16 protein-coding genes are annotated in these 15407 nt (G+C 41.6%); 4 read left to right on the top strand and 12 right to left on the bottom strand.

Annotated elements, in window-relative coordinates; all coding sequences use genetic code 11:
* Positions 1-67: 67 nt before the first annotated feature.
* Complete coding sequence (locus L4D78_RS26040) at positions 68-871, top strand: AraC family transcriptional regulator (RefSeq protein ID WP_428458087.1); 804 nt, start codon at positions 68-70, stop codon at positions 869-871.
* Positions 872-962: 91 nt separating this feature from the next.
* Positions 963-1904 carry a DUF3179 domain-containing protein gene (locus L4D78_RS26035; RefSeq protein ID WP_428469626.1) on the top strand — a complete coding sequence of 314 codons (942 nt, stop codon included), beginning with the start codon at positions 963-965 and terminating at the stop codon, positions 1902-1904.
* Positions 1905-1949: 45 nt separating this feature from the next.
* Here L4D78_RS26035 and L4D78_RS26030 read toward each other — a convergent pair whose 3' ends face one another.
* The 10 genes from L4D78_RS26030 to L4D78_RS25985 form a co-directional block, all read right to left on the bottom strand.
* A complete protein-coding gene (locus tag L4D78_RS26030) occupies positions 1950-2498 on the bottom strand; it encodes a porin family protein (protein WP_428469625.1) in 549 nt (182 codons plus the stop codon).
* A 372-nt stretch (positions 2499-2870) separates the two neighbouring features.
* The gene (locus L4D78_RS26025) at positions 2871-3245 is read right to left on the bottom strand and encodes a RidA family protein (protein WP_428469624.1); all 375 of its coding nucleotides are present in this window, start codon (positions 3243-3245) and stop codon (positions 2871-2873) included.
* A gap of 444 nt (positions 3246-3689) precedes the next feature.
* Positions 3690-4274 carry a sugar O-acetyltransferase gene (locus tag L4D78_RS26020; protein ID WP_428469623.1) on the bottom strand — a complete coding sequence of 195 codons (585 nt, stop codon included), beginning with the start codon at positions 4272-4274 and terminating at the stop codon, positions 3690-3692.
* A gap of 174 nt (positions 4275-4448) precedes the next feature.
* Complete coding sequence (locus L4D78_RS26015) at positions 4449-5081, bottom strand: LysE family translocator (RefSeq protein WP_428469622.1); 633 nt, start codon at positions 5079-5081, stop codon at positions 4449-4451.
* A 534-nt stretch (positions 5082-5615) separates the two neighbouring features.
* On the bottom strand, positions 5616-6083 hold the full coding sequence (locus L4D78_RS26010) for a DUF2846 domain-containing protein (RefSeq protein WP_428458081.1): 468 nt from the start codon (positions 6081-6083) through the stop codon (positions 5616-5618).
* 238 nt (positions 6084-6321) lie between these two features.
* Complete coding sequence (locus L4D78_RS26005) at positions 6322-7425, bottom strand: ABC transporter ATP-binding protein (RefSeq protein ID WP_428469621.1); 1104 nt, start codon at positions 7423-7425, stop codon at positions 6322-6324.
* Positions 7422-8180 carry a glycerophosphodiester phosphodiesterase gene (locus L4D78_RS26000; RefSeq protein WP_428469620.1) on the bottom strand — a complete coding sequence of 253 codons (759 nt, stop codon included), beginning with the start codon at positions 8178-8180 and terminating at the stop codon, positions 7422-7424. Before L4D78_RS26000 ends, L4D78_RS26005 begins: the two co-directional genes overlap by 4 nt.
* A gap of 9 nt (positions 8181-8189) precedes the next feature.
* Complete coding sequence (locus L4D78_RS25995) at positions 8190-9032, bottom strand: carbohydrate ABC transporter permease (RefSeq protein WP_428458078.1); 843 nt, start codon at positions 9030-9032, stop codon at positions 8190-8192.
* Positions 9019-9888 carry a carbohydrate ABC transporter permease gene (locus L4D78_RS25990; RefSeq protein WP_428469619.1) on the bottom strand — a complete coding sequence of 290 codons (870 nt, stop codon included), beginning with the start codon at positions 9886-9888 and terminating at the stop codon, positions 9019-9021. The genes L4D78_RS25995 and L4D78_RS25990 overlap by 14 nt, the downstream gene beginning before the upstream one ends.
* 42 nt (positions 9889-9930) lie before the next feature.
* Positions 9931-11163, bottom strand: a complete 1233-nt coding sequence (locus L4D78_RS25985; RefSeq protein WP_428469618.1) for an ABC transporter substrate-binding protein — start codon at positions 11161-11163, stop codon at positions 9931-9933.
* Between the two features lie 252 nt (positions 11164-11415).
* Between L4D78_RS25985 and L4D78_RS25980 the strand changes: the two genes are divergently transcribed.
* Positions 11416-12279 carry a MurR/RpiR family transcriptional regulator gene (locus L4D78_RS25980; RefSeq protein ID WP_428469617.1) on the top strand — a complete coding sequence of 288 codons (864 nt, stop codon included), beginning with the start codon at positions 11416-11418 and terminating at the stop codon, positions 12277-12279.
* A gap of 40 nt (positions 12280-12319) precedes the next feature.
* On the opposite strand, the gene L4D78_RS25975 is transcribed toward L4D78_RS25980, so the two are convergent.
* Positions 12320-13222, bottom strand: coding sequence for a LysR substrate-binding domain-containing protein (locus L4D78_RS25975; protein WP_428469616.1), 903 nt, complete (start codon positions 13220-13222; stop codon positions 12320-12322).
* Positions 13223-13365: 143 nt separating this feature from the next.
* Between L4D78_RS25975 and L4D78_RS25970 the strand changes: the two genes are divergently transcribed.
* Positions 13366-14307 (top strand): DMT family transporter, encoded by a 942-nt coding sequence (locus L4D78_RS25970; RefSeq protein ID WP_428469615.1) that lies wholly within the window; start codon positions 13366-13368, stop codon positions 14305-14307.
* A 74-nt stretch (positions 14308-14381) separates the two neighbouring features.
* On the opposite strand, the gene L4D78_RS25965 is transcribed toward L4D78_RS25970, so the two are convergent.
* Positions 14382-15332 carry a hypothetical protein gene (locus L4D78_RS25965; protein WP_428469614.1) on the bottom strand — a complete coding sequence of 317 codons (951 nt, stop codon included), beginning with the start codon at positions 15330-15332 and terminating at the stop codon, positions 14382-14384.
* Between the last annotated feature and the right edge of the window lie 75 nt (positions 15333-15407).

Here is a 15407-nt window from a genome sequence, read left to right as displayed (position 1 = left end):
ATCACAGCTTTATACAACTTCCGAATTACCGTAACCTGATACATTCAACAATTAACAAGTGCCCATCATGACGAAAATCTATCAGCCTCTTTTTGATAACGATAATCCACCCGGTGAGATTTTTTTCGGTCATGAGGTTTTCCTACCAAACACGACAACACCAAGCCACGTTCATCCCTGGGGACAGCTGCAGCTTATCAATGGCGGTATTTTAGAGCTTCGCGCTGAGAAGAAGCGTTTTCTATCCCCTTCACAATATGCGGTATGGGTGCCTGCGGGGATTGAGCATGAAAGTTACATGCGCCGTAGCATGAATTATTGCTCGATGAATATCATTAAACCACTTGCAGCGCCTCTGCCAAGCTATCCATGTTTACTTGAAGTGACCCCGATTATGGAAGCGATTGTTACCGATCTTAAGCAACGTCGGATCACCGTACCTGAAACCGAGGAAGATCAACGCTTGGTTAAGGTTCTATTAGACCAGGTTTACAAAGCCAAAGAACACGAACAGTTTTTGCCGAATACCAACGACAAGCTATTGAAACCTATCCTAAAAGATCTTGAACTTAACCCCACAACAGAAAAAAGCCTCAAAGAGTGGGCGGAAGAGTTACACACAACAGAACGAACACTCGCCCGCCATTGTCAGGATAAGCTCGGTATGAGCTTTACCGAATGGCGCCAACGCCGTAAGTTTGTTTACTCTTTGCATTTACTCCGTAAGGGTTTATCAGTAAAAGAAATTGCTCTTACGCTGGGTTACCATCAAGCTTCACCATTTATTACCCTATTCAAGAGACATGCGCACTGCACCCCTGAGCAATATCGCCAAAAGTTTTCATCGGCAATAGAACAATCAGGAAAATAATCCCGCTTACATATAGCGAGAACTTTTTCACTTCGCTTTGAAAGTTCCCTTCTGTTGATCGGTCTGTATTAATAGCGCGATGGAGGGGTAAATGAAGCTGCTCATTCTAATTTTATACGGACTTATCTTCACTCTGCCGTTAGGCATGCATGCTGCATCGCTTAACGGCTTCTCCTTAGATAAGGCCACTATTCCGGTAAATGAAATCTTATCTGGTGGCCCGGGTAAAGATGGTATTCCAGCGATTCTTAACCCCACGTTTATTTCAGCGAGCCAAGCAACTTACCTGAAGTCACACGACCCAATCTTAGGCCTCTCGCTCAATGGTCAACACAGAGCCTACCCGATTAAAATCATGAATTGGCATGAAGTGGTTAACGACAAGATAAACGGTCAGCCTATCGTCATCAGCTATTGTCCATTATGTGGCTCCGGAATGGCCTTTTCAGGGGTATCTAAAAGCCGTAAATTAACATTTGGGGTATCTGGTTTACTCTATAATTCTGACGTTTTGCTTTATGACCACCAAACACAGTCGCTTTGGTCACAAATTAGAGGGGAAGCGGTTACAGGCACTTCAGCAGGTCAACACCTCACACAAATCCCTTTAACACTGACTCAATGGCAGCGTTGGCAAGCAATGCACCCAGATACATTGGTGCTTTCAACCAATACAGGATTTAGTCGTAACTATCAGCAAAACCCGTATGCCGGTTATCAACGTTCCCCACAATTATTTTTCCCCGTTGCCAATAAGGCACCGAGTACCTATTCGGCCAAAGAAACAGTCATGGGCTTTAAAGGGAAGCATAGTGTTATTGCATTCCCTTTCTCTGAACTCTATAAATACGGGAAAGCGCAGTTCACCTATTCATTTGAAGGGAAAGAGATCACAGTTCATTTTGACAAAAAGAGTCAATCCGCTTGGGTGACAGATAAAGAAGGTAAACAGGTGTCATCCACATTACTCTATTGGTTTGCTTGGTATGCATTTTACCCCGACACCCTACTATATAAAGCACCAACAGAGTAACTCATTACGCAGTCGCGATTTTAATCGCGAAAAGAATACAACTAATTAAAGCTTTAAACCAACAGTCAATGCCACTTGTTCCGGATTATAATTTTTATGGCCAATGTCATAATTTAATACTTCATTAGAAACATCAAAATATAATGGACCTGCAACTAAACGTAAGCCAATCCCATAGTAAGTATTCGTATCACTGTTACTACTTTGATAACAGTGCTTTTTCGAACACCAATAATAGTCTTCTGTTGAATGATGAAAACCTACAGATACATAAGGTTTCATTGAAATACTATGAGTCAGTTGAAATGCATAACCTAAATCGGCACCCAGCTTAAAAGTTTCGAAATCAAGTGCTTCATCACGAGAATCGTAATCAGACTGCTCATAAGAAAGCGTCATACCCACAATACGGTTAAAGTCATATCCTCCTTCGAACTTAATACCTGAATCGGTATCAATACTACCGAAGTCTGTACTAGATACACCAATACCAAACCTTGGACCCGTGTAATAATCATAGTGGTGTGCATTCGCTATCGATGACATTGCAATCAGTGAAAACACTGCTGTTATTTTAATAATTTGTTGGATCATATATAGAACTTAAAGTAGAAAATTGAATGATGGCTATAACTAAGTAGCCTCAACGAATGAAAGGATTATCTACTAGTTCAATAAAAAAATACTGTTCAAAAGATGAAAATAACAAAAATATGACATAAGAAAACAACCTAAACCTTTATTTGCTTGTATGTGATTTATACAGAGACTTAGTAATTAAAGCTCAGTTGTAGGCAGGGTAATTAAACGCTCGTACTTGTTTGAAGTTTGAAACACATCGCCACTTTAGATATAAATTCTTTAATAGAAACAACCGTTTTCAGTTTGGATATAAAGTCACTAAATATTTAATTTATGACCAAAATAGGGAGCCAAAGCTCCCTATTTCATAGTGTCTACGCTTAATTACTTAACCGCGATAACTTCAATTTCGACTTTAGCATCAAGCGGTAATCGTGCAACTTCCACACAGCTACGCGCAGGACAATTGTCACCAAAAAAGTCTGCGTAAACCTCATTTACTGCCGTAAAGTCATTCAGGTCTTTAACGAATACCGTTGCTTTAACAATACTTGCTTTTGTCATGCCAGCTTCCGTTACAATAGCGTCAACATTCGCGAGAGATTGTTTCGCCTGCTCTTCAACAGTTTCAGGCATTGTGCCTGTTTTAGGATTCAGCGGCAGCTGACCAGAAGTAATTAGCATATTACCGATAAGTTTAGCTTGAACGTAAGGGCCAACAGCTGCAGGCGCATTCGCCGTATTAATCGTTTTCATCATTGTAGTTCCATGTATATCGCTTCAATTTGTAGCAATAATACCTACTTAATGAGGAAAATATTTACTAAGTATTCTTTAAATATACATACCGTGTGGAATTTTTTTCTCCACATGAAGGCTTTTTTTATATAGGTAAGAAACACGTTACACATTGACGCAAGCATTTGTAAATTAAAGTGTAAAATAGTGTCAAAATAGGCGACTATTTTGTTTCAGCCGTTACAATATGAAAAACATCATTTGAATGCAAAAGGATTCGCAGTTGTGAAGATGCAAGATCTGGTTTGGCGAGTTGCTTGCTTTGTTATTTGTACCCCGACTATCGCAGTCAGTATTGGGTTCATAGCTTGTCATGTTGCAGATGCAAACGGCATTTAATTTCATCGACAAGCAAAAAAACGCCAGCGAAAAAAGCACTGGCGTTTATAAAGATAAGATCTGAGCTTAAGCTAACTCAGCTTTACTCTCACCAACCTTCAGTGTACGAATCGGCTTCGCTGGAGAGCCTGCACATACAGTATTCGGCGGTAAATCTTTCACTACAACACTTCCTGCGCCAATTACCACGTTATCACCAATCGTTACCCCAGGGCAGATTGTCGCATTAGCACCAATCCAAACATCATTGCCAATAGTAATTGCTTTCGCAAACTCTTCACCCGCAGCGCGCTCTACCGGATCTAAAGGGTGGCCAGCCGTTGCAATCACTACACCAGGGGCTAATAGACAGTTATCACCAATGATTATTGGCGCACAGTCTAAAATCGTACACCCATGGTTAACGTAAAAACCGTTACCTGTTTGAATGTTATAGCCGTAATCGCAATAAAATGGCGACTCAACCCATGCATCACTCTCACGGCCCAATAATTCATTAATCAATGGTTGTCTTTTATCTTTATCCGTCGGACAAGTTTGATTTATGGCAAAACACAACTTTTTCGCATGCTGTCGGTCTTCAACTAACTCTTTATCCCAAGCTTGATACATTTTACCCGAGATCATTTTTTCTTTTTCAGACAACGCCATTCTTCTACCTAATACACCTAAAATTTTAAAGGTTGTATTATGGGGTTTATCTGGAGGAAATCTCTCAGTTTAGGCTATTAATATCCAAAATAGCTGAGCAGATCACACTTAGTACAAAGACTATGGCACCTCCAAAAACCCAGCCTAAATCAACAATAATCAGCTAAATTAAGTTTATGACAACATAATTTTTGCGCCAAGCAAGGTGAATAAACCGCCAGTAATGTAATCAACAGCTGATGAAATTTTCTTATAGACCTGCTTTGCCAATGGGTGTGAAAAGGAATATGCCAAGAACAGATGCCAGATAAGGGTGATAGAAGCCATTATTATCATAATATTGAGCATCATGGCCACGCTGATATCCCTTGGTACAGATACACTGAACAAGCTGACAATGAAAAAACCAGTCTTCGGGTTTAATATGCTCGTCAGAAATGCCGTACAGGTTAACTTCAATTTAGTCGGCGATTGCTGGTAAACAAATGGCTCCCCAGCCTCTAGTAGATTACGTTGCTTTCGAGTGCGATAGAGTTGACTCAATCCGAGATATACAAGGTAACAACCACCAACGATTTTCATCACCGTAAACAACTGCGGGTAGAGGGTTAATATCACCATCAAGCCAGAGGCTCCGAAAAAGGCCCATAACAAAATAGCTAAACTCACACCTAAAGCTGAATACCTTGCCAAACTTCTGTCATGGTTCAACGCGGTATTGATCGTTAACAGTACATTCGCGCCTGGCGTCATTACAGCCAAAACCCAGATCACCACCACATGGGCGATAACAACCCCATACTCCATTCCCTGTCATCCCTCTATTTAGTTGTTAAGCTGCTAAGCCACTGTACGCTCTAACCATATTTGCTAATATTTGGCGATGATAATCACTTGCTAGAGCGATTAATGAGCCCAAAATCACAACGCCATAATATGTAGCTATAAATGGAAGCATCTATAGTTAGACTGCCCCCAGTAACCACGAGCCCTGCACTACAAGTAACATAAATATAAGTAGTTGTTAATTAAAGAAAGCACGCGTTATTTTTATGGTTTTCCATTTTTATTGGCTTTTCAACACGTATGCTCATTCAGATGTGAAAATCATAAATAATATAGAGAACCACAAGGTAAGACTGACACTCGAGAACCAGAAAAATTAGCGTTGAAGGAGACAGTTATGAGGAATAATAGTTATGGCGGTAAAGATTAAGTGGAAGAAGCAATTGAAATTTACTTAGTTGAATAATGAAATACGAGGCTGCACCTATGGAGCAGTACCGATGAAGATACATCTACATCGTTCGGCAGCTTCGTATTCCGATTCACTTCAAACGGTTAGCCTTGGTTACTGCAGGTGCCTTTTTCTGCCATCGAGAGCTTTATAACCTCAGATTTGCCAACGTCAGACTCCACTTTATTTAAGCCTGCACCGCCAACAAATGCCCCCATTTTCATGTATTGTTCAATAAAATACAGTTGCCCACTTTCTGCTAATAAGCTCACTTCATTAGCTGAAAACTCTGACTCTGTTGATACTGTCTGGTTTTTCCCACCTTCAACTTCATGATAGAAAAATACACCCGGTGCCGTTTCACCAATACACTCATCTTCAATATAAATATCTTTCTTTAACGCTGCGCCAAAAACACTGTCGATTCGATAGACATAGATACCGGCCTTCCCCTCTGAAGGCATGTTGAATTCTTTCGCCTTTGTTGACTGTGAATCAGAAACCGTCGGTACAGATGCACAGCCCGTCATTACCATTGCTGACATTAGGCTCAATAATAATTTCTTATTCATACTACTTTCCTTGTAATAACCACGAGAAAGAAATAGTACAAACAGGTATCTGCTTTTAAAATAAATCTAAAAAAACAAATACGATAAATGCGGCGCACTACACATTCATAGATCCATACCCGATACAATGAAGAAAGAACATTAGCTAGATGGTTAATTCCTATAGTGAACACTCACAACAAACAAAGCAGGCTACCACGGTTGCCTGCTTTTAAAATACTAATCGCAGAATGAGCTGTTATGCCGCTTGTTCAAGCTGCTTTAAGTTCGTGTATATTCTTTCTTCTGTCTTACCATCAAACAATAATGCATCAGCAATGTTGAATCCAACGTCAATCGTTTCACCTTCTTGAATACGGTATTGACGATCAACACAAAGTAAGAATTTATAGCCATTCGTAGAACAATGAATAATACGGTCGCTACCTGTCGTTTCCACAAGATCAACCGAGGCCTGCCAACGTACATCTTTGGATTGGCTGGCTTCCAAAATCGTCATTTTATCGGGACGAATACCCAATTTGTACACTCCACCAGATAAATCATGATCAGAAGCAATACCTATTGAGATATGTTCCATCAGCGCAGCCTGCTCACCTTCAACCAGCAATGGCATTATATTTGTTGGTGGCGCACCAATAAACGAGGCAACAAACACATTAGCAGGGTTATCATAAATTTCTTCAGGGCTAGCAAATTGCTGTAATACGCCACCTTTCATCACCGCAATTTTATCGGCCAATGTCAGTGCTTCGATCTGATCATGGGTAACATAAACCGTGGTATTGCCGAGATTACGGTGCAATTGTTTAATCTGTGCACGCATAGAGTTTCGAAGCTCAGCATCTAAATTTGAAAGTGGTTCATCCATCAAATAAATACCCGCATCACGTGCAATAGCTCGCCCCATTGCGACACGCTGTCGCTGGCCACCTGAAAGTTGCCCCGGTTTCTTATCCAAGTACTCTTGTAGCCTTAGCGTTTTTGCAACTTCTTCTGCGCGTTGATGACGAGTACGCTTATCAACACCACGCAGCTCTAGGCTAAACGCAATGTTATCCCTGACACTCAGGTGTGGATATAGGGCATAATTTTGAAAGACAAAAGCTAGATCACGATCTTGTGGTAACACATCATTCATGCGTTGATCATTGATGATCAAGTCTCCGCCAGTGATCTCTTCCAACCCAGCAATCATGCGCAGCAATGTCGACTTACCACAACCGGAAGGCCCAACGATCACTATAAACTCGCCGCTTTCTATCTTCATATTTACATCAAAGACAACCTGGTTGCCTTCTTGGTAAGTCTTATCTACGTGCTGTAATGCAATTGCAGTCATGATTTTGTCTCCAACATAAAGGCATCTCGGAGTTTTATCGCCATATCGGGACGATCTGTCGTGAAGGCATGGACACCATGATCAAGCGCAGTTTGAATCAATTCAGCAGTATGCGCGCCATAGCATCCATACTTTAATTCACTTGCTTCCACGGCTCGCTTAGTTTGCTTATCAAGCTGAGTAACATGAACCGAAACCTCATTCACACACAAAGATTGAGCTAGATCGATCATTATGTCAGTGCCCAATAACCGTGGTGAGTTCTTTGCCATCAGCCATATAGTGAACATTGTTGGGGCTTTTTCAGCCAGCTCTGCAAGTACTTCACAATTAAATGACGAAATAATAGTCTTCGATATCATGCCTGTTCGCTGCAGAACCTGCAGTACGCTATCGACAAGCCCAGCGTAAGGTACTTTATTTACATCGGCTTTTATTTCTAGTCGCATGATAATGTCGCTGCTACGGTATAACTCACATAGCTCTTCTAGCGTCATGATTCGTTGACCGCCAGAATAGTTCACGCTTCCCTTCGCTAATTCCTGCCATGTTTTATCATTAACGGGGCCTGTCATGTCCGTTGTACGATCCAGTGTTGCGTCATGGTGGACAACCACCACTCCATCTTTCGTTGGATGTACATCAAACTCAACTAATTCAACAGGTAATCGTAGCGTATTTTCAAACGCACGGCGGCAGTTTTCTCCCCAAACCAGTGTGCCACCACGGTGTGAAGCGATTTGTGATTTAATCATATTCATCTCTTACTTTAACGCGCCCATGGCAATACCACGGACCAAGTGTTTTTCGACTAACTTAAAGCACAGCAATGTAGGTAGCATGGTCAGCGTTGCTCCCGCCATAACTAGCGGCCAGTTCACCATGCCATCATCGGCTGCACTGGCATAAAGCCGTGATAATGCAATCTGAAGAGTGCGCACTTCTTCACTATCTGTCGCAATTAAAGGCCAGATATATGAATTCCATTCGCCTAGAAAGGTAAACAATGCCATCGCTGCAATAGCAGGGCGTGCCATTGGTACAATCACTTTCCATAGTACTTGCAAGTGGTTAGCACCATCGATCCATGCGGCTTCATCCATTGCCTTTGGAATACCCTTGAAATATTGGCGCAAGAAGAACGTAACAAAACCACTCGCGATAGATGGCAATATCAATGTCCAATAGCTATCCAACAACCCAACTTTCGCCATATTGAGGTAGTTCGGGATCAAGCTGATATGTCCGGGGACCATTAATGTGGCAACCACCAGCCAAAATAATACCTCACGCCCTTTAAACTCAATTCGGCTAAACGCATACGCAGCACAAATAGAAACTGTTAGGCTTAAAACTGTAACGGCTATTGAAACGATAGCTGTATTGAGCAAATAAAGCGGGAAGTTCATCTCAGTAAAAGCGTAAACGTAATTCTCTAATGAGAACCCAAGCTGTCCAGAAGCGTATGAATCAAAAGGTATAAATGACAGGAAGACGCCATAGCCTATCGGGAACAAAAACATCAAGCCCATCGCGGTTAGGATAACCATCGAGAGTGACCAACGCGTTTTCTTTGGCGCCAGTTGGATTGCTTTAACTGCCTTCATAATGCACCTTCTTACCAATCAACTTCGATTTCACAATGGCTAACATCAACAACATAACGAATAAAATTACAGCTAAAGCTGAACCTTGCCCTATATCAAACAGCACAAAGCCAGTGCGATATAACAAGTTAACCAACATATCAGTGGCGAATGCCGGGCCGCCATTTGTCATGACATTTACGATGGTAAAAATCTGGAATGACTCCACAACAGATATGATCAACAAGAAGTACGTCGTCGGCATCACCAGCGGGAACGTCACACGCCTAAACACATGCCACCTTTTTCCACCATCAACCTGAGAGGCTTCATATAGTTCATTGGGAATCGCTTGCAGACCCGCAACATAAATGACCATGTCATAGCCAAGCTGCTTCCACGTATTAACAATAATCACTACCCAAAGGGCTAACATCGGCGACTGCAACCAAGTAACCTTTTCAGCACCAAAGGCTGATAGTATGTTGTTAATCAGGCCAAAATCAGTCGCGAATATCCAACTCCAGATAACAGAAATAGCCACAGTCGATGTCACTGACGGCAGGAAATACGCGCCACGTAGGAAGCGGACAAGCTTGGTTTCATTAACTAAAAAGTTAGCTAACAATAAAGCGAGCCCTAACCTGACAGGGACTGATATCACGACGAAGATCAACGTGATATAGAGTGAATTTCGAAATTCATCACCAGCCAGCAATTCTTTGTAATTATCCAGCCCGACATAGGGCATGTCATTACTCAGGAAATTCCAGCTATGAAAACTATAAATAAAGGACGAAACTATCGGCCAATACGTAAATATGCCTATAAGCAATAGGCAAGGTAGTACAAATAAATAAGGCGCTAATCTTTTCATAGTTTTGCTTTATAGGCGGAATTGCTTCCGCCAATTCAATAATTAAAGGCGAGATTCAACTCGGCGGTTAAATGCTTTCAGGGCTTTATCTGCACTTTGCTGGCCTAGCGCAATTGATTCCCAAATACCTTGCTCTTGCGCTCGGATCCACGCCATTGCAGGTGGACGAGCTCGCCCTTGAGCCACTGGTAACTGCTTCATCGCTGCACCAAAATCAGGGTTTTCATCAAGCAGTTTTTTAGACGACTCCGTTTCTAATGCGTGCTTATTTACAGGCATATAACCCGTATGCTGAAACCAAGTCGCACTCGTATTGACTTGTGCTAAATATTCCATAAATTGCCAAGAGGCCGCTTTTTTCTCATCGCTAATATTCGCCATCATACCGACACCAGCACCGCCGATTGGCACACGGCATTCAACCGTACAAGGCATAGGTAAAACAACCAAATCATCACCGAGCAAGCGCTTGTAGTCACCAAGGTTACCAGTGGTGTCAAAATGAATTGCAACACGACCTGAACTGAAGTGTTGTTTCACCCTCTTCTCGTCAGTAACACTTTCAGCGGAAGCCACTCGGTGCTTGTGGTACAAATCCCCCATCCACTGGAAGGCTTCAATCGTAGCTTCATCTGCCAAGCCTGATTGGTTTGTTGTGGCATCAACCCAATCACCACCGTTTTGCATTACCAAGCCAAAACGAGTGAACTGGCTTGGTGTATTAATGCCATAAACGTTATCCGCTCCCAGTTCGCTCTGTACTGTCTTAGCAACATCCAAAATTTCATCAAACGATGTCATCACTGGAACAGCTTCATAACCCGCTTTTTCTAACAACGACTTATTCACATACATTAGTGGTGTCGAAGAATTAAACGGCATCACGTAATTACCGTCTTTATAGTTACCTATCTCTAGCGCAAATGGCTGAAGCTCTTCAGTGAATGCAGTGTTTTCTTCATAATAACCATTAAGATCATTCAGCACGCCCGCCTCGGCAAAAACACCGTATTGCGTCACCTCAAGCACTGCCATTTCAGGGTTACGGCGAGCAGGAATAGATGCTTGAAGCTTAGTAATAATATCTGAGTAACTACCGTTATAAGTTGCTTTAACTTCTATGCTGTCATGCAAAGAATTAAAGTCGTTAATGATATTTTCCAATACAACTTCGGCATCACCAGATTGGTTATGCCAAAGCTCAACGTGTACAGGGTTAGCTATCGCACCTGCCGCTACAAACGACAATGCCAATGCTGAAAGGCGCAGTTTCATGATTCATTCCGTGGTTATCTGAAAAACTGCGAATTATGCTAAGCAAATAAAATGACATTTCTGTTTCAGTAATTCGTCCATTCGTTGAAAAGAGCTTTGCAACGATTGCAACATAAAGCTAAACATATGTTTATTAGGTTAATTAATATTTAGCAACCAAAGTTGCAATTGGGTGAATTTTGCAATTTTGACATTTAACCGTCATCTACACGGGCTATATTCAGCGTAAATGTACTATTCATCGTGAATGAAATGAACAATAAACAAATCAATTACCAAGTAAAATTTCGCAATGCCATTCAACAACTCATTGTGGGCGTCGAAGGTAAGCTCACCAAGTCAGAAGTTAAAGTCATCGACTATTATCTAGCAAATACAGAACACGCTGGGCATAGTGGAAAACAAATTGCCGAAGCAACTCATGTCCATCCATCAACCCTAGTCAGGCTTGCACAAAAATTAGGGTTTCGAGGTCATCCTGAGCTTAAACAGTATTTAATTAAGTTTGCTAATCAATCTGTCGATGCGAGTGATCGTCATCAACACACCCTGTCGCAGATGGAAGGCTCGGTACTACAATCCACTATCAACCAAGAGATTGAGCACCTAAAACTAATAACCAGTGCAATATCGCAACCGTTGCTAGATGAAGCCTGCCAACTTATCTTGTCGGCGAATAAAGTCTTTATAAATGGTCAGGACAATACTGAAGGCGTCGCCAATCATTTTTCACGTCGACTGAACCGCTCAGGTATTGATACTGCAACGGTTTCATTAGGCCGCTCAAAACTTGCCGAATGCCTGACAACATCTCAACCCGAAGATGTCCTCATTTTATTTTTCAATAACACTATGAGTGAAATGACCGAGAAACTGATCAAGATAGCCAGAAACTTGCAGTTACAGGTCATCGGCATTAGCGATCTCAGTTCACTGACTGTGCCCCAAGACTTATTGCTGCTGCGTATTTACCGCGGGGAAACTAAAGGAACTAAATCTGTCAGTCCCCCTTTAGTCATCAGTAACGCGATCATTCGTAACTTAACGGTATTAGCAGAAGAGAGAGTTATACTGGGGCTTCGCCGATTTGAAATGATCCGAGCATTAGAAAGTTAACGAATAATATTAAACGCCTGATATCCGATTAACCCAACGATTAAGATGGCTGTTGGATAAATTGAGCCTTTAACCAATTTCGCAGCGTCAATACCGACTCCAATTTCAGTTTGTCAGGCTGGCAGACAAAATAAAAACTATGGTGCGGGTTCAATACTGGTTCGCCAACCTGTACTAACATCCCATGCTTAATATCGTCACGCACAAATTGCTTGTGGGTGATCAGCACCCCTAAACGACGAATGGTTGCCTGTACCGCTTGTACCGACGCGGTAAAGCTTAAGTTACGCTGCTGGCTCGGCACCACTAAACTATTGGCATCACACCAAACTTGCCAATCATTTTTACGCCTTGGGTTAGTGGTAAAAATAGCCGGGAACTGTGCTAATAGCTCTGCAGGGGAAATATCCTCATTCCCTTCAATTAAATGCGGGCTACACACCATGATCAACTCATCGTCACCTAATTTTTCACAATGGTAGTCCTGCCAGTCATCCGACTGACCGTGAATCAGTGCGATATCGACCCCTTCATGCTCCAAGTCGAAGACATGGATAATGTTAGAAATTCGAACATCAATATGCGGGGCATGATGCTGAAAATCTGACACTCTAGGGATCCACCAATGCAAAGCAAGTGAGTTAACCATGTTTAGGGTTAACCGGTTTCCTTGTCCTTTATTGGCTAGCGATTCACTAGCTTCAACTATTTGCGTGAGTGCTGGTGCCACCTTGCTATAGTAACGGCGCCCATCTTGATTTAGCTCGACTCGTCGCCCTACTCGGCGAAACAACCTGATGTTCAGCTGACTCTCTAACGCTTTAATCGACTGGCTCACCGCAGAATGACTGACATTCAGGTGCTCTGCCGCCTCCGTCATACTTCCGGTCTCGGCAACGGCAACAAAGGCATAGATAGATTTAAGCGGTACGAGCTTTCTCATTAGTAAGTTTTTCTAACAGTTTTAGTTAATATTATTCGCTTTTTTAACCATCGCAAGCCACTTACAATTTTATTATCAAAAACCCGATGCTTATCCAGTTTTCACTCGCTAGACCAATCGTTTTTCGTACTTAAGGAAATATAATGCCCACCGACCTTCGCCCCGTTGCTTTCATGCTTATCTCAACCTTCACGCTGTCTTTTAACGGGCTGATCATGAAGTTTTTGAGTGGTAGCTTTAGCACTGAGGTACTAGGGGCATTACGTTTTATTTTTCCAGCTCTTATCATGCTGGGGCTGCTAAAGCTTTCTGGTTGGGCTATACCGGATAGTACCAACCGTCGCCCTATTATCATTCGAGCACTGTGCGTTGTTGGTAGCCAGTTATGCTTCATCACAGCTTTAAACTCACTAACGTTAGTTGAAAGCGTGGTGCTATTTAGTACTGGTCCGTTATTTATACCTGTATTAGAAAAACTGTTATATAAAACCCCGATTCAAGCAATAACTATTTTTAATCTCGGGCTCACTTTCACGGGAGTGCTATTACAAGCAGGTAGCCCAGCAGGCATTGATATTCGCCCAGAGTTATTAATTGGTTTAGCCGCTGGTATGTTCAATGCCTTATCGCAGGTCACCTTGTTTAAAGGGGCTAAATCAACCTTGCCAGCGGCGGCTGTGAATGGTTGGTGCTTTTTACTTGCTGCGCTTATTTTGACTCCTGCTGCCACGCTGGCGGTGTTTAAATCAAACGGGCAGGTACTGTACGACAACGTACAACTCCCAGAAGCCTCAACACTATTAATTGCAGGTATGCTCGCGCTGCTCGCGTTAAGTACCGTTGGCACCCAAATGTTTAGAGCCAAAGCCTATAAACTTGCACTATCTAGTTCAGAACTCGCACCTTTAATTTTCACCAATCTGTTTTTCGCGATTATTTGGCAGGTGTTGTTCTTTGATGAAACAATGGCATGGAATAATGTGCTCGGTATTAGCCTAATAATTCTTTCCACCTTGGTTAATACCTTCTATCCAAGATGGTTTCAGGCTCGTAAGATGAAACAATCACTGACTCACCAGTATTAATTGCGATATATATTCGGGTGAAAAGTATAATAAAGCACACTCAACGAGTGTGCTTTTTAGTATACGATAAATACTTATAAGCTATTTTYCAGGTTAAAAATAAAAACCATGTCATCATTTAAACGCCTTAAATAAGGATAAGGTGAAACCGTGTAATTCTCAATGTCTCTCTGTAATAACGCCTTGTCTTTATATTTGGTTTCGTTTTTATAACCCCACGCCCATTGTGGAACATACCGGAAGGCATTCTTTTTATCTACCAGCGTACCCACGTCATCTTTTTTTACTCTATAAATCATGTATCTATCAGACTGTGTAATATTCTCAATGTCTAATCGCCCTTCGATAATTTTTCTGGTGTAAGGGACTCGAACTTCGAGATAACAAAGTTCTTTTAACTCATCTTCAGCATAATGCCAGTTAGGGTCAAACCCATCACTGTTTCTATAATCAATGCACTGTTGCTCTGACATATTATATGCAACTAAATCTGTCTGATTGATATTCAAAAACTTGAAATCATACTCAAGTACTTCAACCTGCTGCTCTTCATATTTATCAGAAAGATATTTACGCATCATAGCCATGTCCGCTTGATATGCTTTTTCATAAGTCATCTCTGCCGAGATTGGCTCAATAACAAAAGTGAATGCAGACTTATAGTGAGATGCTAATTTATCGAAGCTCCTCGCGCTGAAAAAAAATGAGGCAATATCAAGATTACTAACTATGCCAGTCAAGAGCATTCCCGTAGTAATCGAATCAATCGCTGTATTATGATTCTCTATTTTTTTGTAGTAATCATGGGAAACGACATCAAGGTTGTTACTATAATCCGGTTCAATTTGCGTGCTTAAATAGAGAATCTGCATGGCATTACTATAGCTATCAAAGTTGTCATTCGTTTCTATGACCGCCTCTTCGGCTAGTAGGGTTGAGCTTTTCATTTCTTCCAGGTGATGCTTGCTACTACACCCAATCAAAGAAGACATTAAAGTAATTATCACGGTCCATTTTATTTTCACATTTCATCCTTAAAATAAAYTATAAAGCGCGTCGTTATGTACATGGTATTTTATAACCATCAATATAAAATACTG

Origin of the sequence: Photobacterium minamisatsumaniensis (assembly GCF_050336695.1) — a bacterium.
GTDB classification, from domain to species: domain Bacteria; phylum Pseudomonadota; class Gammaproteobacteria; order Enterobacterales; family Vibrionaceae; genus Photobacterium; species Photobacterium minamisatsumaniensis.
This window is presented reverse-complemented; position numbering and strand designations above follow the sequence as displayed.

What these genes read in the sequence shown, in the direction of transcription:
- L4D78_RS26010 (WP_428458081.1), bottom strand. Translation starts at nt 6,083, where the DNA reads ATGAATAAGAAATTATTATTGAGCCTAATGTCAGCAATGGTAATGACG.
- L4D78_RS25990 (WP_428469619.1), bottom strand. Translation starts at nt 9,888, where the DNA reads ATGAAAAGATTAGCGCCTTATTTATTTGTACTACCTTGCCTATTGCTT.
- L4D78_RS25975 (WP_428469616.1), bottom strand. Translation starts at nt 13,222, where the DNA reads ATGAGAAAGCTCGTACCGCTTAAATCTATCTATGCCTTTGTTGCCGTT.
- L4D78_RS26040 (WP_428458087.1), top strand. Translation starts at nt 68, where the DNA reads ATGACGAAAATCTATCAGCCTCTTTTTGATAACGATAATCCACCCGGT.
- L4D78_RS26015 (WP_428469622.1), bottom strand. Translation starts at nt 5,081, where the DNA reads ATGGAGTATGGGGTTGTTATCGCCCATGTGGTGGTGATCTGGGTTTTG.
- L4D78_RS26005 (WP_428469621.1), bottom strand. Translation starts at nt 7,425, where the DNA reads ATGACTGCAATTGCATTACAGCACGTAGATAAGACTTACCAAGAAGGC.
- L4D78_RS26035 (WP_428469626.1), top strand. Translation starts at nt 963, where the DNA reads ATGAAGCTGCTCATTCTAATTTTATACGGACTTATCTTCACTCTGCCG.
- L4D78_RS26000 (WP_428469620.1), bottom strand. Translation starts at nt 8,180, where the DNA reads ATGATTAAATCACAAATCGCTTCACACCGTGGTGGCACACTGGTTTGG.
- L4D78_RS25980 (WP_428469617.1), top strand. Translation starts at nt 11,416, where the DNA reads ATGAACAATAAACAAATCAATTACCAAGTAAAATTTCGCAATGCCATT.
- L4D78_RS26025 (WP_428469624.1), bottom strand. Translation starts at nt 3,245, where the DNA reads ATGATGAAAACGATTAATACGGCGAATGCGCCTGCAGCTGTTGGCCCT.
- L4D78_RS25970 (WP_428469615.1), top strand. Translation starts at nt 13,366, where the DNA reads ATGCCCACCGACCTTCGCCCCGTTGCTTTCATGCTTATCTCAACCTTC.
- L4D78_RS25985 (WP_428469618.1), bottom strand. Translation starts at nt 11,163, where the DNA reads ATGAAACTGCGCCTTTCAGCATTGGCATTGTCGTTTGTAGCGGCAGGT.
- L4D78_RS26020 (WP_428469623.1), bottom strand. Translation starts at nt 4,274, where the DNA reads ATGGCGTTGTCTGAAAAAGAAAAAATGATCTCGGGTAAAATGTATCAA.
- L4D78_RS25995 (WP_428458078.1), bottom strand. Translation starts at nt 9,032, where the DNA reads ATGAAGGCAGTTAAAGCAATCCAACTGGCGCCAAAGAAAACGCGTTGG.
- L4D78_RS26030 (WP_428469625.1), bottom strand. Translation starts at nt 2,498, where the DNA reads ATGATCCAACAAATTATTAAAATAACAGCAGTGTTTTCACTGATTGCA.